This window comes from Halovenus marina (assembly GCF_051414115.1).
Classification (GTDB): Archaea; Halobacteriota; Halobacteria; order Halobacteriales; family Haloarculaceae; genus Halovenus; species Halovenus marina.
Window position 1 is genome coordinate 2,488,901 of sequence record NZ_JBLKNZ010000001.1, and the last position, 17,776, is coordinate 2,506,676.

Consider the following 17,776-nt stretch of genomic DNA (forward strand, 5'->3'; position numbering starts at 1 on the left):
GAACCAGACGACCCACGAAACATATTAACAAACCACACGTGATCGGAGCATATGGGCAGTCTCGTTCCGGCCGATGGCTCGGCGTGTCGTTCTCGTGCTCTCTCTGCCGTCAGTCTCGGGGCGGCGCGACGAGCGGCCGTCGTTCCGTGATATCGAGTCATGAGCTGGCACACTCGTCCGATCGAAGCGGTCTACGAGGAACTCGACACAGCCGAGGCTGGGCTGGAGACCGAGACGGCCGAGAGACGTCGTGGGGAAGTCGGACCGAACGAGATCACCGGCGACCACGGTCGGAGTCCGCTGTGGATCTTTCTCGCGCAGTTTTCCAGCGCACTCATCTGGGTCCTGATCGTCGCAGCCGCGCTCTCTGTCGCTATCGGACACGTCATCGATGCGGTACTCATCGCAGTCATCCTGCTGTTGAACGGGGTGTTCGGGTTCGTCCAGGAGTATCGCGCCGAGCGAAGCCTCGATGCGCTGCGCGAACTGGCGACACCCGTCGTCACCGTCCGCCGTGACGGAACGGAACGCGATATCGACGCGACTGCGCTCGTCCCGGGTGACGTCGTCCTGCTCGAACAGGGTGACGTCGTCCCAGCCGACGCCCGACTCCTCAAGGCGGATTCGCTGGAAGTCGACGAGGCTGCACTGACCGGCGAAAGCGTTCCAGTCGAGAAGCAGACCGGTCAGATCGACGCCGAGACACCGCTCGCGGAGCGAGAGAACATGGTCTACAAGGGGACAAACGTCACTCGCGGGCGCGGGGTCGCCGTCGTCGTCGCGACGGGTATGGCGACCGAAGTTGGCGAAATCGCGACAGCGCTCTCGACCGCGGACGACCCGCGCACGCCGCTCCAGCGCGACCTGGACCGACTGGGTCGGCGTCTCGGCGTCGGTGTGGTCGCTCTCTCCGCGCTCGTGGTCGGGGTGCTTCTGGTCGGCGGCCGCGGACTCGCGCAGGCAGGCTTGACCGCCGTCTCGCTCGCGGTCGCGGCCGTCCCCGAGGGGCTTCCGGCGGTCGTCACCCTGACGCTGGCGCTCGGCGTCCGGCGGATGGCAGACGAGAACGCCCTCGTGCGAACGCTCCCCGCAGTCGAGGCACTCGGCGCGGTCGATGTCGTCTGCACCGACAAGACCGGGACGCTGACCGAAGGCGAGATGCGCGTCCAGCGGGCGTGGATCCACGACCGGGTCGTTCCGCTCGGCGCGGGGGCCGAGGAGAGTCGTTCGACCCCCGACGACGACCGCCTCGACCTCCTCTATCGGATCGGCGCGGTCTGTAACGACGCAACCGCCGACACGGGTGACCCGACGGAACGAGCACTCGTCACGGCGGCGACCGACTACGGTCTCGATATCGAGAGCAGTCGCGAAGCCCAGCCACGACGAGACGAGCTGTCCTTCTCGGCAGAGCGAAAGCGGATGGCGACGATTCACGACGACGTGGTGTACGTCAAGGGCGCGCCGGAAGTCGTTCTCGAACGCTCGACTCGAGTGCTCGGGCCGGATGGGCCAGTCGAACTCGACGCGGAGACGCGGTCTGACATTCGGACACGGGTCGAGGACTTCGGTGCGGACGCGCTCCGAGTGCTCGGGTTCGCCTACAAGGAGCGCACCGACGACGGCGGGCCGGAGGAGAACCTCGTCTTCGTCGGGTTGCAGGGTCTGCTCGACCCACCCCGTCGTGAGGTGCCCGAAGCGATCGCTGACACACACCGTGCGGGCATCGACGTGAAGATGATCACGGGCGATAATGCCGTGACCGCTCGCGCCATCGCCAGTCAGGTCGGCATCGAGTCAGACGTCCTCACCGGACAGGAAGTCGAGGCGATGGACGACGCGACGCTTCGTGAACGTGTCGAGGAGATAGACGTGTTCGCGCGGGCTGAACCCACACACAAAGTTCGGATCCTCGAAGCTCTCCAGGCGAACGGCGCTGCCGTGGCGATGACTGGCGACGGCGTCAACGACGCGCCAGCGCTGAAAAACGCCGACGTCGGCATCGCGATGGGCGTCCGTGGCACCGACGTCGCAAAACAGGCCAGCGATATCGTCCTGCTCGACGACAACTACGCGTCGATCCGCGCCGCGATCAAGCGCGGGCGAGCCATCTTCGACAACATCTGGAAGTTCGTTACGTATCTGCTCAGCGCCAACGCCGCGGAGGTGGCTATCGTCTTCATCGCTTCCTTGTTTGGCTATCTCGTGCTGCCCGCGGTGCAGTTGCTGTGGATCAATCTCCTCACCGACGGCCTCCCGGCGCTCGCACTCGGCACGGACCCCGGCGGCGACGTGATGGATCGCGAACCCAGATCAGCGGCGACTGGCATCATCGACACCGAGATGATTGGATTCGTCACCGGGGCTGGGCTGACTGCGACCGTGCTGTTGCTCGCCCTGATGTTTCACACGCTCGATGGGGCGTCGTCGGTCACGCCCTACACGATGACGATGGTCTTCACCGGCCTCGTCGTCTTCGAGTTCGTCAAACTCTACGTCGTTCGGTGGACGAAGGGGACGCCGCTGTTGACGAACCCCTGGCTCGCCGTGGCGGTTGTGGCCTCGTTGACCCTCCAGCTCGCGGTGCTGTACACGCCGCTCAGCGAGTCCTTCGGGACGGTCCCGCTCGGGGCCGACGACTGGATGCTTCTGGGGCTTGTCCTTCTCATCGGCGCGCCCCTGCTCGTTGTGACCGGCTGGCTCGTCAGGCGACACGCAGCCCGCGAGCACGAACGTGCGAAAGCGTCTCACGGTGCCGATAGCGGACGCGTCGAGTGAACACTGATTACCGATAGTCGATCATCCCCCACCAAATGGGTTCACGCCGAACAGTCACTGCCGTCGGGACCGGTCTCACGACAGTTCTGGTCGTGTCGGTTGCCGTCATCGAACTCCTGAACGTCGAGTTCTCCGCGCTCGTCGGTCTTCCAGTCGGCGTGCTCGCGGGTGTGGTCGCGTTCCTCAGTCTCTGGGACTCGCTGGACGAACTCTCCCCGTTCGTTCGTCGGGTCGCGAGTGCGTACGCGACGTTCGGTCTCACCGTCGTGCTCTTGCTCGCACTGCGTTACGTCAACGTCGCCCGCGGTACACTCTCCGTCGAAGTAATCGCTGGCGTCGCCATCGCTGTTGCCATCCTCACCTACCTCGGTCTCTGGCTGACCGACAGAGCGGTCTCTGACTGACCGCCAGAGCGACCGTCTGCGTGGCACCTTTATCATCGTTCCGTGTGACATGTTCAGTATGGACCGACGAACGTTCCTTCGCGGGTTCGGGACTGCGGGCGTGTTCTGTCTTGCTGGATGTCTCGACATCGATGACGCGGACGACGAGGGGCTCGTCGGTGAGGGACGGCTCAGGATGGAAAACCAGAGCGGCGGGAGCATCACGCTCGCGTACGGTTTGCTCGACGCGGAGACGGCTATCGAGGATGCTGATCTCAGGACACAGCGACTCACGCTGAACGGTGACGAGGTCGAAATCGTCTATCCGGACGTGACGGGCGGCCCCTACCGGTTCGTCGTCACAGCGCCGGACCGGGACTGGCAACCGGTCGAATCCCGCTGGGCACTCACAGACTGCGTGAACCTGACCGTCGGGGTGACGGCGCGTCCCGATGCGCTCAACGTCTCGTTGACGAGCTGTGTCGTCGGTCCCGAGCGGTCTACTATCCGTGACTGACACACCCCTCAGACTCCGTGGCCACGAGAACGGGGGCGTAGCTATATTTGCGCTCCGTGACACGTACCCGTATGAACTCGGCGGATCCGGACGCCAGCGAACAGCGCAGTGCTTCGGTCGCGATCGAAGCGAACGGACTCACCAAACGGTTCGGTGAAGTTGTGGCGGTCGACGATCTCGATCTGTCCATCGACCGCGGCACGGTCTACGGCTTTCTCGGACCGAACGGCTCCGGTAAGACGACGACGATGCGGATCCTGACGACGCTGACCCGCGCGACGTCGGGGGAGGGCCGAATCATGGGAGTTGACGTCCGGGACCGACGACGCGTCATCGAGCACATCGGCTATCTCCCCGAGGAGCCACCGCTGTTCGACGAACTGACTGCGCGCGAACAGCTTCGGCACATGGCCGCACTCCACGATATCCCGAGCGACGTTGCCGAGGAACGCATCCAGCGGTATCTCGACCGCTTTGACCTTCTCGACGCCGCAGACCGTCGTATCGACGGCTACTCGACGGGGATGCGCAAGAAGGTCGGACTCGTGCAGGCGATACTCCACGACCCGACGGTCATCTTCATGGACGAACCGACCAGCGGCCTCGACCCCCGCGCCGCCCGCACTGTCAAGGACCTCATCGACGAGTTGGCCGACCACGAGACGACGATTTTTCTCTCGACGCACATCCTCTCGGTCGTCGACGAACTCGCTGATGTCGTCGGCGTGCTTCACGAGGGGCGGCTGGTCGCAGAGGGTGACCCGCAGGAACTCAAACGACGTGCCGAGCGCGGGACCGAGGGCTCACTGGAGGACGTGTTCCTCTCGGTCACCGCTGACCACGCGCAGGAGTACAGCGCGGTCGAAGCCGAGAGCGACGGTGGCGTCGAAGCCGCGGCGTCCGTCGAGGGGAACGGTGGCGTCGAGGGAGATGGCGGTGTCGAGGACAACGACGGCGTCAAGGGAGACGGAAGATGAGCGCACTCGGGCACAGCGTCCGTCTCGCCCGCATCGACGTCACGCGAACGCTCCGGAAGTACATGGATTGGCAGAGCGGGTCGGCTGTGGTCACCGTACTGATCTACGTCGTTCTGATGGCCGCTGGAACACTCGGCGGTGGCTATCTCGGCTACCGACTCGGCGGGGCACTCCGTGACGGGCCGCTCGCGCTGGAGGAGTTCGCTCCCATCGAAATCGTTCGCGGCATCCTCGCGCTCTTCTGGCTGATATTCGCGCTGGTGTACGTCATCCGTACGGTCGGTCAACGCGGGACGCTCTCGCATCCCGAAGGGATACTGACGGTCGTTCCGGCCAGTCAGGCACTGCTGGGGGTGTTGCTGGCCGAGTACGTCTACTTCCTGCTCTGGCTGTTGCTTCCGGCTGCTGGGATCGGTGTCGGACTCGCCGTCGGAACTGGCGTCGTCTGGCCTGCGCTCACGGTTCCGACGGCCGTGGCCGCCGCTGGCGCGGGCGGGGTCGGGCTGGGGTATCCGCTCGGCCTCTCGATCCGCCACGCCGCCAGCCGCTACATCTTCGTCGCGCGACACAAGACCGCCATCATCGTCGTCGTCTTCGTCGCGTACTTCCTGGCGCTCAGCGTCGGCGCAGTCGACCAGTTGATGATCCGACTGTTCGAGCCGATGCAGCGGTCGCCCGTCGGCTGGTACGCCGACCTGATGTTGCTCGGGACGCCCGAGTTGGACGCGTCGCTGCTGTCTGCTTTCGGTGCAGTCGCGCTCACGGTCGTCCTCGCGGCTGTCGCGCTCGTTGGTGGAACTACTATTGCGAATCGACACTGGTTTTCTGACCCCGCGCTGGCGGGCGCGGAGACGCCGACCGCTGTCGAGAGCGGCCCCAGCATCGAACGGCGACTCGAACCCGTGTTCGGCCGTGCGACGGCGTCGCTCGTCGCGCTGTCGTGGCGTCGCGCGCGTCGTGCACCACTGAAACTGCTGTACGCGTTTTACCCTCTGCTGGTGCTCGCCGGACTGTTCGCCAACATCGTTCAGAGCGGGGAGGTGCCCGCCTATCTGCCGTACCTGATTCTGCTGTTCAGTGCGTGGGCTGCCGGTGTCATCTTCACGCTGAACCCGCTGGGCGACCAGGGAGCCGTACTCGCCGCGACGCTGCTCAGTCCGGTTCGCGGGCGAACGTTCGTCAGAGCACACATCGTCGCAGGACTCATCGTCGCCGTCCCGTTCGGGACGGCCGCCACTGCGGGTGTGGCATACCTCAGCCCAATCGAGATGCAACGAACAGCCGTGCTCACCGCCGCCACGCCGGTGGTGATGGTCGTCGCGGCGGTGCTGTCGATCGGGATCGGGATGGCGTTTCCCCGGTTCGAGGCGACGAACGTCACGCGTTCGATGAAGACGGTCCTGCCGAGCAAGTGGTCGTTTCTGCTGTTTACGGGTTATCTGCTTCTCACGGTCGGCGCGGGCGCAATCGTCTACGAACCGATCGCACGCGACATCACCGCTGGGGTTCTCTCGTGGGCGCTCCCCTTTGGCTGGGACGTCTCCACTGACACGGTTTTTCTCGCCGCAGCCGTCCTCCTTGTTCCGCTCGTCCTCACTCCGATCGGTTCCTACCGGTACGCAGTCCGTCGGTTCGACCGCTATACGCTCAATTAGGTGGGAACGACTCGCCGGTCACAACTGCGGCTGAATCCGATACGGTATCAGCATCTACTTCACGACGTACGCCGAAGCTATCTCCAGTCATGACGCTGGTCGTCCCATTCGACGGGTCAGATCTTTCGAGAGCGGCCCTCGTCCGTGCCGTACAGTTCGATGCCGTCCTCGATGAAGGCGTCCTCGTGATGAGTGTCATTCCGAAAAACAACGCCGAGTACGCCAGAACGCGAGGGTGGATCGACGAATCGGAGCCGTTCGATGCCGAGACGGTCGTTTCGTATCTTCGGAACGAGGTTGCACAACTGGCCCCAGAGGCCGAGTTTCACTACGAGTACACCGACCGATACGCTCCGACCGGAACGATTGCAAGCCGTATCCGGCGGTTTGCCAAGGCCAACGAGGCAAGTATCGTGATCATCGGGAGTCGGAACGCGGGGCGTATCGTGAGCGCGATCACCGTCGGACAGTCCGTTGCTGGTGACCGCGCGTACGATACGATGATCGTCTCGCAGGCGATACCGCCGAAAATCGAGAAACTCGAAGAGGAAGTCCCGGCCGCAGAGCGACTGTCGTAACTTCGACACGATCTCTGTTCCCCGAATCTCGTGGACTAACCAGACCGCCGCTGAGGTATATATGCAATCCGGTCGTCAGTCCGAGTATGGGCGTCAAAATAACCATCTTCGAACCGCACTTCGAGGGCGCACAGATCGGCCCCGCCTCCATCGGGGGTGAGACGGACGACGAGCGCGAACAGGACGGCGAGTCGGACGAGTCGGGGGGCTCGAAGTCACGCTTCGTGATGCTTCTCCAGGGCGCGACGGTGTTCGTCGTGATGTTCGTCGGCCTCTGGGTGCTCCTGTCCCGACTGCTCTCGGAGGACGACCAGTCCGACTCCTGACGTGAATTGTCGCCCGAGGTGGCTCACTGTTCGCCCGGCGTACCTCAACTTTCGCCTGCGTCGGCTTCCGTGTCGAGTCGGCCTTCGACGAACGCGGCGAAGTCACTCGCAAAAGCGTCGACCTCTGCCCAGTCCGTGTACTCGTAGTCCTGTGACGTGTCCACGTCTCCGGTCGCACCCTTTGCGATCCGTTTCATCATGAGACGCTTGAGAAAGCCGTACTTCGAGTAGCGCAGTGCCCCGCCGAACAGACCGATCCGGTCGGGGTGCCAGTCTGTCTCTTCGAGCAGCGTGTCGACGTAGTTCGCCGCCTCTGCGCGTCGCTCCGGGTCGTCGACAGCCGACGAGAGCGACACCTGAAAGAACCCCGACGGGAGCCGTTGCAACTCGTCTCTGTTCGCGCTCACGAACTCGCGGATCTGCTCGTCGTGCGCGCCGACGTGAATCGAGGAGCCGATCAGGACGGCGTCGAACGACGCGAGTGCGAACTCGTCGGGGCGATTTTCGATGTCGATGCTCGTCGCGTCGTGTCCGCGGCCGTCGAGCGTCTCTGCAATCTGCGATGCGACCTTCGCCGTCTGGCCTTCGCCGGTTCCGTACAGCACGAGCACTGAGGGCATAGTGTTTCTGTGTCTTCACTTCTTGTAACTCTTTCCAGCGGCTGGATTCTGAGTCACTCTCGAAAGCCAAGCAGTCGGAGGCCGTTCAGCGAGACGACGACAGTCGATCCTTCGTGACCGATGACGGCGAGCGGCAGGGGGATCCCTCTCAACAGAATCGCACCGATCATGAGCGCGATGGCACCGAACGCGATGGCGAGATTGATCGTCAGCGTCCGGCGGGTCTTCCGGCCCAGTCCGAGCACGTACGGCACCTTGCTCAGGTCGTCACCCATCAACACGACGTCGGCCGTTTCGAGTGCAACGTCGGTTCCGGCACCGCCCATCGCCACGCCGAGGGTTGCGGTTGCGAGCGCAGGCGCGTCGTTCACGCCGTCGCCAACCATCGCCACGCCGTCGTATCGCTCGTCCAGTTCCGCCACTCGCTCGACTTTCTGTTCGGGGAGTAACTCCGCGTGCACCTCGTCGATGCCAACCTCGTCTGCGATGTGCTGGGCGACCTGTTCGTTGTCGCCCGTCAGCATGACTATCCGTTCGATGCCCAGCGCTCTGAGTTCGGCGATCATCTCGGCTGCGCCGGGGCGGGCCGTGTCGGTGAACGCGAGCCAGCCGAGTACGCTCGCCCCCTCGTCGGTCTCCCGAACGACGAGGACACTCGTTTTCCCCTCCGTGGCCAGCGTCGTCAGCGTCTCCAGTCCCGTCTCCAGTCCGGTTATCGACCTGTCGCTGAGAACCGTCTCGACGTACTTGCGATTCCCGATATGGATCGTCTCCCCGTCGACGGTGGCCCGGACGCCCTTGCCAGCGACTGCAGTGAAGTCCTGTGCGTCGGGGACCTCGGCACCACGCGCGTTCGCTTCCTCGACTGTCGCCTGCGCCAGGTGATGCTCCGACCTGGCTTGCACGGCAGCAGCCAGCGTCAGCAGGTCCGCTTCGCTGACGCTCTCAGTTCCGGGTGGATCGTCACGGACGACGATATCGGTCAGACTCGTCTCACCCGCGGTCAGCGTTCCGGTCTTGTCGAACGCGACGGCGTTGATGTCGGCCGCTGCCTCGACGTGTTCGCCGCCCTTGAAGAGGACACCCTGCCTGCCGCCCGATGCGATTGCCGAGAGCACCGCGGCGGGCGTCGAGATGACGACGGCACACGGCGACGCCGCGACCAGCAGCGTCATGGCGCGGTAGAACGTCGACGTGAACTCGGCACCGACAGCCAGTGGACCGGCGATAGCGATAACGGTGAGCGCGAACACGCCCAGCACGTACGGCTGTTCGAGTCGGTCGATGAGTCGCTGTGTCGGTGCCTTCTCGCTTTGGGCCTGTTCGACCATGCGGATGAGTCGGGTGATGGCGGACTCGTGAGCCTGCCGCGTTACTGCTATCTCCAGACTCCCACTCTCGTTTATCGTTCCGCCGAACACCTCGTCGTCGGGCGTTTTCGGGACGGGAACGGATTCGCCGGTCAGCGAGGACTGGTCGACGGTGCTCTCCCCGCGCTCGACGACGCCATCCAGTGGGATCCGGTCGCCCGGTCGCACGACGAACACGTCACCGACTGCCACCTCCTCGATGGGGACGGTGACTTCCTCGCCGTCGCGTAACAGGGTCGCCGTGTCCGGCCGCATCTTGACCAGCGACTTGATCGCGCGCCGGGACCGACCGATCGCGTAGTGCTGGAGGACGTTCGAGAGCGAGAACAGAAACAGGAGCATCGCTCCCTCGAACGGCGCGCCGATCGAGAGCGCGCCGACTGCCGCGACGATCATCAGCAGATCGATGTCCACGGACCGGAGGCGAAGGCTCTCGATACTCCCTTTGAGCCCGTACCAGCCGCCAAAGACGTACGCCGTGCCGTATCCCACCTGAACGAGGAGTGCGGAGGCGTCGAACCACTCGGCGGCCGCGCCAGTTATCATCCCGACGAGCGTCAGGCCGACGAAGACCGCTTCGAGGCGCAGTTCGCTCCGAGTACTCGTCTCGTCCGTGCCGGTGTCCGCGCGGAGCGCCACGCCGTAGTCGCTGATGACAGCATCGAGTTCGTCGGGCGTCGTGATGCTCTCGTCGTAGGTGATCTGCACGGTTCCAGTCCGAAACGAGACGTCGGTTTCGTGAACGCCCGGTGTCTCGTGCAGCTCTCGTTCGAGTGCGAGCGCTCCCGATTCGCTTCGTCCGCCGTGGCGTTCGACAGATGCTGTGTGCGTAGACAACTGCGTTGGTTGGTCGACCGTCATGGGATATCAGTTGGACCGCGGGGTTGGGCTCCGCCGGAACGGTTCCCTGTCTTCGGGAGTCTGATCCGGCCGAAGAGTACTGTAATCTAATGGCTGCCGCGGGGGGACAACTGTTTCGGTCGTGTCGATCCGCAGTCGGGCCGTCTCGCCTCGACGATGCGATATCCCACAATTGCTTTCACCCGTCCGTCCGTCAACCCCGACATGGCCGACTACCTGACCTACATCGGCACGTACACGGACGGCGACAGTGAGGGGATCTATCGCGCTCGGATGGACGAACGGGCGGGGACGATTTCGGACATCGAACTCGCCGCGACCAGCGAGAACCCCTCCTATCTCGTGACCCATCCCACCGAGGACGTTCTCTACACGGTCAACGAAAACGAGGACGGCGCAGTCACCGCCTTCCAGATCGGTGAGGGGGGCAACCTCGACGAACTCGGCCACCTGACCATCGGCCCGGCCCATCCCTGCTACTGCAGCGTGGACGCGACCGGGCAGGTGCTGCTGGTGGCACATTACACCGGCGGCGCGGTGTCGATTATTCCGCTCGATGACGAGGGTGGTCTGGGCGACCCGACGCTCATCGAGCACGAGGGCTCGGGCGCTGACCCCGACCGGCAGGCGAGCGCCCATCCACACTCGATCCGCCCCGGCCCCGACAACGAGTCCGTCTACGTTCCCGACCTCGGAGTCGACCAAGTCGTCGTCTACGACCTCGACCCAGCGGAGGCGACGCTCGTTCGATCCGGTACTGTCCCGCTGCAGGCCGGTGCTGGCCCGCGCCATCTCGATTTCACGCCCGATGGTGACCGCGCGGTGTTGATCAACGAACTCGATGCGACGGTCACACTCTTCGACCGCGAGGCAGATGGCAACCTGCGAGAACTCGACAGTGCCGACACCCTGGCGGAGGGGTTCGACGGTGACAATCTCACCGCCGACATCCACGTCCATCCGACCGGCGTGTACGTGTACGGATCGAACCGCGGCCACGATTCGGTCGCTGTCTTTGATCTGGATGGCGACACCATCTCGCTGCGTGAGACTGTCGCCACTGGCGGAGAGTGGCCACGGAACTTCGTTCTTGCACCCGACGGTTCGACGCTGTTTGTCGCAAATGCCCACACGAACGATATCCGCCCCTTCGATATCGATGACGATGGTGGGCTTTCCCCGACCGGTGAGACTGTCTCTGTCCCACAACCGGTCTGTATCGAACCAACCAGAGAGCTGTAAGTTCGTCGCCCGCCGCTGCCTCTCTGTTCGACACCTGTCGAACTTGACGTCGACAGAAACTTATACACCCTCGACGCACGTTGGGGTATGTCGGAAGTGGGAATCGACGGTGTCGAGATACGAACTGGCAAGCTGAAACTGGATCTGGCAGAGACCTTCGCGCCCGAGAAGGGGGAGGACCCGGAAAAGTACACCAAGGGGCTCGGTCTGCACGCCTCCTCGTTCCCCGACGCGTACGAGGACATCGTGACGATGGGTGCAAACGCCGCCCATCGCCTGCTCGAACGAAAGGACCTCGCACTCGACGACATCGGACGGATCGACGTGGCGACCGAGAGCGCCTTCGACCGCTCGAAGCCGGTCTCGACGTACGTCGCTGGCTGTCTGGAGCAGGTCAACGACGGCGACTTGCACCACGCGAACAAGGGCGAACGGAAGTTCGCCTGCGTCTCGGGGACGCAGGCGGTCGACGACGCCTTCAACTGGATCCGCGCCGGGCGAAACCGGGGTCGGGCGGCGCTCGTAATCGCGACCGATACCGCGTTGTACGCCCGCGACGACCCCGGCGAGGCGACGCAGGGTGCCGGTGCGGTCGCGATGCTCATCGACGAGAACCCCGACGTGGTCGCCTTCGGCGAGCCGCAGGGGTACGGCAGTGCCGACGAGACTGACTTTCTCAAGCCCAACCAGCAGTTCCCGAGCGTCGACGGCAAGCGCTCGATGCAGGTGTATCTCGCCCGGATGCGCGAGGCGCTGGAGGACTTCGAAGAGGCTGGCGGGGACACCCACCCCGAGAACTTCGCGCTGGTGCCGTTTCACACGCCGTTCCCCGGGATGGTGCGCAAGGCTGCCGGACTCGGCTATCGACACTGCATCCGCGGGACGGAAATCGAAGACGAACTCGCCGCGGAGATTGGCCGCCAGCCCCGCCCGGAGGCCTACGACGACGAGGACGAGTACTTCGAGGCGATCAAGGAGTACACCGACAAACTGACCGACACCGAGCGATATCAGGAGTGGTACGAGCGGACGGTCGCACCGACGCTGTCCATCTCCCGCGAGGTCGGAAACTGGTACACCGGCTCCGTCCACGTCGCGCGCGTCGCGGGGCTGCTGGAGGCCTACGAGACTGGCCGCGACCTCACGGGCCAGCAACTGCTCGTCGGCTCCTACGGCAGCGGCGCGCAGGCAGAGATGCACGCCGAATACATCCAGCCCGGCTGGGAATCGGAGATCGAACAGCTCGACATCACCGAACAACTCGACGACCGCAAGTCACTCACCTTCGCGGAATATGAGTCGATCCACGACGTGCACAACCACGAGGAGACGACCGACGTCGAACCGCTGACCGCGCCCGACTCCGAGTTCGTCTTCGACGGCTGGGGTCGGATGGGCGAGCGCAAGTACACCTTCGTCGAGTAGCTGACTGTTCTGGGTGTGTTCCCCCCGTAATTTAAACGGGTCGACAGCAATACACGGGTATGGAGCGGATCCCCTTTGGTATCGACCGCCTCGATAGCACCATCGGTGGTGGCGCACCTCGGGGGAGTGTCGTCTTGCTCTCCGGCGAAGCGGGCGCGGGCGCTCGCGAGTTTCTGTACACGACCGCGGTGATGAACGGACTCGCCCAGACCGACCACGAACTGTTCGACCTGCACTACGGCGACCTGCACGACCGGGTGACGCTGCCCGAAGACATCCACTACATCTCCTTTACCCACGACGAGTCGGAGCTCCGCAGCGAGATCGAGACGGTGATGAGCGAGGAACTCGTTCAGGCGGGTCTCGAGGAGGTGTCCTTTCAGTCGCTCGCAGAGAGCTACTTCCACATCAGCCCGGTGCCGCGCGCCTGGTACACCGAGCGCATGGGTGATATCACCGACCTCCAGAAGCGCCACGAGGGGCGTGACAGCATCCTGAGCGCGTTCGGTGACGCGATGAGCAGACGGGCACCGGGCAGTCTGGTCCTCGTCGACTCGCTTTCGGATCTCGTCAGTACGACCGGCGAGGAACATGACTGGTCCGACATCGTGTACGTCCTTCGTGGGCTTGAGAAAGCCGCTCATCGGTGGGGTGGTGTGATCCTCGCTCACGTCAACAGAGAGACGCTATCGTCGGTCGAACACGGACAGCTTATCGACGCCTGCAGCGGGACCTTCCGGTTTCAGTGGGAAACTGGCGGCAGCACCCGCGCCCGAACCCTGGTGGTCAAGCAGTTCCGCGGGGTGCTCTCGCGGATCGAAGCCGAGAACATCGGACGATTCGAGACAGAACTCGGTGACGCTGGCTTCGACATCAGCGACGTTCGCAAGATCCGCTAACTGTGTCTGACCCCGAACAAACGCTTAACTATCCACTTGTCTAACTCCTGTAGTATGTCGAGCGAGTCGACCGACGAGCAGACCGTGACGGTGAGGCTTCCCGCCGAGCTAGACGAGTGGCTCGACGAGCAGGCAGCCTCACTCGGACTCGACCGGGAGACCGTTCTCGTTCAGTTGCTCGCCTCTTATCGCACAGCTGAACAGTTCGAATCCGACGGACAGCTACGGATCGATGGCGATGGGGAGGGACACAGCGCGGTTCTCGGGGAGGACTATATCGAGGAGGCTGTCGAGCGCGTAGCCGACGACCAGATCACTGCTGCGACAAAATCGGTCAGAGAGACGCTCACTGCTCGGATCGACGAGGTTGAGGCTGACTTTCAGACGAATCTCGACGACGTTCGCGACCGCGTCGTTCAGGTCAAGCGCGAAGCCGACCAGAAGGCACCCGAAGACCACACCCACGAAGCGTTCGATACGATCGACGGTCTCGCCGAGGAGGTTGCCCAACTCGAATCGGATCTGGAGTCGCTTCGAGGCCAGCAGCAGGAGACCGCTGACGAGCACGCGGCCGATATCGACGACCACTCCGGGCGTCTCGACACGCTCGAAGACCGACTGCAGACCGTGGCGTGGGCCGTCAGCGACCTGCGCGATGCCTACGAGTCCGGGCACGGGATGGCGGCCGTCGAGCGGATCAAGCGAGCGGCGGCGAAGGCCGATATCGAGCGCGCGAGCTGTGAAAACTGTGGCAACGGCGTGACGATTTCACTGCTGACGGATCCAAAGTGCCCTCACTGTGACGCGACTGTCTCTGACATCCAGCCCGCGAGTGGCTGGTTCAGTTCGCCGAAACTCCTCGTGGCCGCACAGCTCGAATCCGGTGAGCGACGATGAGCGACGACACAGTTGACGACGCCCCGGAAGAGCACACTGAGAGAGACGACACCGAGGGATCGAGTGCCGACCGAGACGACGCCGCTGACCCCCTCTCTGAATCGACCGAACCGGACGAATCCCCCACAGACCCCTTCGAGCGCCTCGAAGCGGATGCTCCTGACCGGGAGGGTGACCCGTTCGAGCGTCTCGACCCGTCTGCCACATCGTCAGAGACAGAGCCGTCTGAACCGAACTCTCGGGACCAACCTTCGGAGTCGTTCGAACCAGAACCCGACCCCGGCACACTCGAATCCGGGACGCGCTCGTCGGGTGACCACTCCGGGTCAGACACCACTCCGCCAGGTTCGGCCGCTGGCGATTCAGACACGCCTGGTGCGGGTCCTGACAGGTCTGTAACCGACTTCGAGGGGGGTGATCTCGACGCTGACTCGTTCGAACCGGCCGAGCGGGAGGGCGATCCGTTCGCGTCGCTCGAAGGTCCCTTCGAGGACACCAGCACCGACGGGGTCGACCCCGATGCTGTCTGGGAGACACTCGACCGAGCGGAGTCGGTGAGAGACACGCCACAGCGAACGTACGATGAGGTCTCGAAACACAGCTACTGCGAGCAGTGTGAGCATTTCTCGGAACCGCCGGAGATACACTGTTCTCACGAGGGAACCGAAATCGTCGAGTTCCCAGACAGCGAGACCGTTCGCGTCGTCGACTGCCCGGTCGTTGCACGCCGTCGAGAACTCGAAGGGGAGTGATTGCGTCGCTCGTGCGCTTTCGCTCCCTCTCGGGAGCGTAGCTATTTACCCCTCACTGTTGTATCCGTGTTGCATGTCAGTCGTCAACTGTGTTCAGCAGGCCGCAGAGACAGACGAGGTTTTCGTCGGCGCGGGTGTCGCCTCCGCATCGCCGACTGTGGTCGAGATCTACGGGAACCTCGGGATGGACTTCGCGTTGCTCGACCTCGAACACGTCGGATTCAGCGCCTGGGATAGCGAACGGCTGGAAGCGCTCACCCGCGCCGCCGACGTGGTCGACATCGACCTGATCGTTCGCATCCCCTCCGGCGATGCGTCCTCGCACCCGCCGCTCATTCGAAAGGTCCTCGACACCGGCGTTCGAAACGTGCTGGTTCCCCGCGTCTCCTCCCGCGAGGAGGTCACGGCCGCAGTCGAGGCGGGCTACTTCTACCCCGACGACGGCGACCCCGGCGAACGCGGATTCGGAGGTGGCCGGTCGTCCCGGTGGGGGCCCGGAATGATGGAGGACGGATACATCGACCGCGAGGACGACAGCGTACAGATCGGGATCATGGTCGAAAACCGCGACGCCGTCGAAGCCCTCGACGAACTTCTCTCCGTTCCGGGTCTCGGGTTTGCCTTCACCGGCCCCGCCGACCTGTCACACTCGCTGGACCACCCGCTCGAACTCGACGACCCAGCAGTCCGCGACGCGCTCCGTGAATCCGAGCGGACAATCGCCGCGTCCGACGTGACGCTCGGATCGATGTTCGTCGACGACGTCGAGGCGAGCATCGAACGAGGAAATCAGCTTCTCATTCTGGGGAGCGATTACTCCGCGCTGTACGACCACTACGGTGAACTGCTCGACAGTGTCGCCGAGACGATACCTGACGATTCCGCTCGGTGAGTGAGTCCGATGAGGTCATCAGTGTTGCACTGACACGACTCCATTTGCCGACCACACACCACTATTGAGACGGACGGAATGCGAGGTAGCCGTCACTGGCGTAGGGATACCCGCGCTGACGGGTTCGTGCTGTTGATTCCGGGGTTGTTCATGCGAACTCGACGTTCGTGAACTCGAATCGTGCTCCTCCCTCCGTTCCAGTCTCGATGCTGACGTCCCAGCCGTGTGCCTCAGCGATCCGTTTGACGATTGTCAGCCCGAAGCCTGTTCCGTCCGTTTCTGACGTGTAACCCGGCTCGAACACTTCCTCTCGGATCTCGTCTGGGATTCCAGACCCCGTATCTTCGACGTAGAGTCCGTTTTCGCTGTGTTGCCCAACCCGGACAGTCAGCCCCGAGTCGCCGTGCTCGATCGCATTCCGAAAGAGGTTCTCGAAGACGTGCTGAAGTCGACTTCGGTCCCCCTCGATTGTAACCTCGTCGACGATCTCGATGGTTGCATCAGCGGTCGATACTGTCTGCCAGCATTTGCCGACCAGGTCGATCAGTCGGATCGGTTCCGTCTCGGATACCACCTGGCCCTGTCTGGCGAGTGTCAGGGTGTCCGTGATGAGTTCCTCCATCCGATCGAGTGCGTCTTCTACCGGTGGGATGTGCTCGTTCTCGTACTCCTCTGCAAGCAGGGTAATCCGCGCTTGCGCGACATTGAGCGGATTTCGGAGGTCGTGGGACACGACGCTCGCAAATTCGTCGAGTTGTTCTTTTTGACTCCGAAGCTGTCGTTCGCGTTTGACGCGCTCGGTCACGTCGCGCGTGATCCCGATGATTCTCGTTGCGTCACCGCCTGTGATAACCGGTGCCAGGTTTGTCTGCCAGAACTGTGCGCCTGTTTCGACGGGGACTTTCTCTTCGTACGAGATCGGTTCCCCGAGTCTCACACACCGCTGATAGTTGGATTCGAGTTCGCTCCCGAGTTCGTCCCCAAACACATCTCTCGGCGTCTTTCCCCGTACTTCCTCTGTCGTGATCCCCGTCTGTTCTTCGTAGGCCTGGTTCAGGCGCTCGAATCGAAACATCGAATCCGGCTTGGACTGCTCGACGCTCAAAAAGAAGATCCCATCTTGGACCGTCTCGAGAAGTGTCTTGTACTCCTGTGCGAGTTCGCGATAATCCTGTTGTTGACTTTTTCGTTCCGAAATGTCGCGGCTGACCACGAGAATGCCCTCGATGGTCTCGTCGTCGAATCGGTTCTGTAACGTTGCTTCGAGCCAGCGCCATGACCCATCTGAATGACGAAATCGTGTTTCGACAACCTGTGGGTTGTCGGGTTCGGCCTGCAGTCGCTCGATTGCATCTGAGACGGCCGCCCGGTCGTCCGGGTGCTGATACTCATATCCGACTTCACCGATCAAGTCTTCGGGATCGTACCCTAATGTTCGCTCGACAGATGGACTAACCCATGTAATCGTCCCACCCGCGTCGATAACCGTCACGATATCGGTAGCCTCTTCAACAAGTTTCCGATATAACGACTCAGCCATACTTCGATTCAGTCTCTGGGGCACATAACATCTTGTCCTGTGGAATTCCTGCTGAAATCGCCAG

16 protein-coding genes are annotated in these 17,776 nt (G+C 63.2%); 13 read left to right on the forward strand and 3 right to left on the reverse strand.

The annotated features are described in order from the left end of the window. The first annotated feature begins 159 nt into the window (after positions 1 to 159). From ACMGFL_RS12615 to ACMGFL_RS12645, 7 genes are all read left to right on the forward strand, one after another. The gene (locus ACMGFL_RS12615; protein ID WP_436935887.1) at positions 160 to 2,778 is read left to right on the forward strand and encodes a cation-translocating P-type ATPase; all 2,619 of its coding nucleotides are present in this window, start codon (positions 160 to 162) and stop codon (positions 2,776 to 2,778) included. Positions 2,779 to 2,813: 35 nt separating this feature from the next. After that, positions 2,814 to 3,182 carry a DUF8147 domain-containing protein gene (locus tag ACMGFL_RS12620; protein ID WP_436935888.1) on the forward strand — a complete coding sequence of 123 codons (369 nt, stop codon included), beginning with the start codon at positions 2,814 to 2,816 and terminating at the stop codon, positions 3,180 to 3,182. Between the two features lie 58 nt (positions 3,183 to 3,240). Next, positions 3,241 to 3,678 (forward strand): hypothetical protein, encoded by a 438-nt coding sequence (locus ACMGFL_RS12625; RefSeq protein WP_436935889.1) that lies wholly within the window; start codon positions 3,241 to 3,243, stop codon positions 3,676 to 3,678. A gap of 71 nt (positions 3,679 to 3,749) precedes the next feature. Beyond that, a complete protein-coding gene (locus ACMGFL_RS12630; protein WP_436935890.1) occupies positions 3,750 to 4,655 on the forward strand; it encodes an ABC transporter ATP-binding protein in 906 nt (301 codons plus the stop codon). Further along, entirely contained in the window at positions 4,652 to 6,310 is a 1,659-nt protein-coding gene (locus ACMGFL_RS12635; RefSeq protein ID WP_436935891.1) for a hypothetical protein, read from the forward strand. The genes ACMGFL_RS12630 and ACMGFL_RS12635 overlap by 4 nt, the downstream gene beginning before the upstream one ends. An 89-nt stretch (positions 6,311 to 6,399) precedes the next feature. Next, on the forward strand, positions 6,400 to 6,888 hold the full coding sequence (locus ACMGFL_RS12640) for a universal stress protein (protein ID WP_436935892.1): 489 nt from the start codon (positions 6,400 to 6,402) through the stop codon (positions 6,886 to 6,888). Between the two features lie 86 nt (positions 6,889 to 6,974). Further along, on the forward strand, positions 6,975 to 7,214 hold the full coding sequence (locus tag ACMGFL_RS12645; protein WP_436935893.1) for a hypothetical protein: 240 nt from the start codon (positions 6,975 to 6,977) through the stop codon (positions 7,212 to 7,214). 44 nt (positions 7,215 to 7,258) lie between these two features. Here ACMGFL_RS12645 and ACMGFL_RS12650 read toward each other — a convergent pair whose 3' ends face one another. Together ACMGFL_RS12650 and ACMGFL_RS12655 are read right to left on the reverse strand one after the other, a co-directional pair. Next, complete coding sequence (locus ACMGFL_RS12650; protein ID WP_436935894.1) at positions 7,259 to 7,834, reverse strand: flavodoxin domain-containing protein; 576 nt, start codon at positions 7,832 to 7,834, stop codon at positions 7,259 to 7,261. Between the two features lie 53 nt (positions 7,835 to 7,887). After that, complete coding sequence (locus ACMGFL_RS12655; RefSeq protein WP_436935895.1) at positions 7,888 to 10,065, reverse strand: heavy metal translocating P-type ATPase; 2,178 nt, start codon at positions 10,063 to 10,065, stop codon at positions 7,888 to 7,890. A gap of 204 nt (positions 10,066 to 10,269) precedes the next feature. Between ACMGFL_RS12655 and ACMGFL_RS12660 the strand changes: the two genes are divergently transcribed. The 6 genes from ACMGFL_RS12660 (at position 10,270) to ACMGFL_RS12685 (ending at position 16,172) form a co-directional block, all read left to right on the forward strand. Further along, positions 10,270 to 11,307 (forward strand): lactonase family protein, encoded by a 1,038-nt coding sequence (locus ACMGFL_RS12660; protein ID WP_436935896.1) that lies wholly within the window; start codon positions 10,270 to 10,272, stop codon positions 11,305 to 11,307. Positions 11,308 to 11,394: 87 nt separating this feature from the next. Next, a complete protein-coding gene (gene hmgB / locus ACMGFL_RS12665; protein ID WP_436935897.1) occupies positions 11,395 to 12,732 on the forward strand; it encodes a hydroxymethylglutaryl-CoA synthase in 1,338 nt (445 codons plus the stop codon). A 59-nt stretch (positions 12,733 to 12,791) separates the two neighbouring features. Continuing rightward, positions 12,792 to 13,631, forward strand: a complete 840-nt coding sequence (locus ACMGFL_RS12670) for an RAD55 family ATPase (RefSeq protein WP_436935898.1) — start codon at positions 12,792 to 12,794, stop codon at positions 13,629 to 13,631. Positions 13,632 to 13,685: 54 nt separating this feature from the next. Then, a complete protein-coding gene (locus ACMGFL_RS12675; protein WP_436935899.1) occupies positions 13,686 to 14,528 on the forward strand; it encodes a hypothetical protein in 843 nt (280 codons plus the stop codon). After that, positions 14,525 to 15,280 (forward strand): DUF8135 domain-containing protein, encoded by a 756-nt coding sequence (locus ACMGFL_RS12680; protein ID WP_436935900.1) that lies wholly within the window; start codon positions 14,525 to 14,527, stop codon positions 15,278 to 15,280. Before ACMGFL_RS12675 ends, ACMGFL_RS12680 begins: the two co-directional genes overlap by 4 nt. Before the next feature lie 73 nt (positions 15,281 to 15,353). After that, positions 15,354 to 16,172, forward strand: coding sequence for an HpcH/HpaI aldolase family protein (locus ACMGFL_RS12685; protein WP_436935901.1), 819 nt, complete (start codon positions 15,354 to 15,356; stop codon positions 16,170 to 16,172). Between the two features lie 148 nt (positions 16,173 to 16,320). Here ACMGFL_RS12685 and ACMGFL_RS12690 read toward each other — a convergent pair whose 3' ends face one another. Next, the gene (locus tag ACMGFL_RS12690) at positions 16,321 to 17,712 is read right to left on the reverse strand and encodes a PAS domain S-box protein (protein WP_436935902.1); all 1,392 of its coding nucleotides are present in this window, start codon (positions 17,710 to 17,712) and stop codon (positions 16,321 to 16,323) included. Positions 17,713 to 17,776 lie beyond the last annotated feature (64 nt).

What these genes read in the sequence shown, in the direction of transcription:
- ACMGFL_RS12670 (WP_436935898.1), top strand. Translation starts at nt 12,792, where the DNA reads ATGGAGCGGATCCCCTTTGGTATCGACCGCCTCGATAGCACCATCGGT.
- ACMGFL_RS12645 (WP_436935893.1), top strand. Translation starts at nt 6,975, where the DNA reads ATGGGCGTCAAAATAACCATCTTCGAACCGCACTTCGAGGGCGCACAG.
- ACMGFL_RS12680 (WP_436935900.1), top strand. Translation starts at nt 14,525, where the DNA reads ATGAGCGACGACACAGTTGACGACGCCCCGGAAGAGCACACTGAGAGA.
- ACMGFL_RS12650 (WP_436935894.1), bottom strand. Translation starts at nt 7,834, where the DNA reads ATGCCCTCAGTGCTCGTGCTGTACGGAACCGGCGAAGGCCAGACGGCG.
- ACMGFL_RS12685 (WP_436935901.1), top strand. Translation starts at nt 15,354, where the DNA reads ATGTCAGTCGTCAACTGTGTTCAGCAGGCCGCAGAGACAGACGAGGTT.
- ACMGFL_RS12615 (WP_436935887.1), top strand. Translation starts at nt 160, where the DNA reads ATGAGCTGGCACACTCGTCCGATCGAAGCGGTCTACGAGGAACTCGAC.
- ACMGFL_RS12640 (WP_436935892.1), top strand. Translation starts at nt 6,400, where the DNA reads ATGACGCTGGTCGTCCCATTCGACGGGTCAGATCTTTCGAGAGCGGCC.
- ACMGFL_RS12635 (WP_436935891.1), top strand. Translation starts at nt 4,652, where the DNA reads ATGAGCGCACTCGGGCACAGCGTCCGTCTCGCCCGCATCGACGTCACG.
- ACMGFL_RS12630 (WP_436935890.1), top strand. Translation starts at nt 3,750, where the DNA reads ATGAACTCGGCGGATCCGGACGCCAGCGAACAGCGCAGTGCTTCGGTC.
- ACMGFL_RS12690 (WP_436935902.1), bottom strand. Translation starts at nt 17,712, where the DNA reads ATGGCTGAGTCGTTATATCGGAAACTTGTTGAAGAGGCTACCGATATC.
- ACMGFL_RS12620 (WP_436935888.1), top strand. Translation starts at nt 2,814, where the DNA reads ATGGGTTCACGCCGAACAGTCACTGCCGTCGGGACCGGTCTCACGACA.
- ACMGFL_RS12655 (WP_436935895.1), bottom strand. Translation starts at nt 10,065, where the DNA reads ATGACGGTCGACCAACCAACGCAGTTGTCTACGCACACAGCATCTGTC.
- ACMGFL_RS12660 (WP_436935896.1), top strand. Translation starts at nt 10,270, where the DNA reads ATGGCCGACTACCTGACCTACATCGGCACGTACACGGACGGCGACAGT.
- ACMGFL_RS12625 (WP_436935889.1), top strand. Translation starts at nt 3,241, where the DNA reads ATGGACCGACGAACGTTCCTTCGCGGGTTCGGGACTGCGGGCGTGTTC.
- hmgB (WP_436935897.1), top strand. Translation starts at nt 11,395, where the DNA reads ATGTCGGAAGTGGGAATCGACGGTGTCGAGATACGAACTGGCAAGCTG.
- ACMGFL_RS12675 (WP_436935899.1), top strand. Translation starts at nt 13,686, where the DNA reads ATGTCGAGCGAGTCGACCGACGAGCAGACCGTGACGGTGAGGCTTCCC.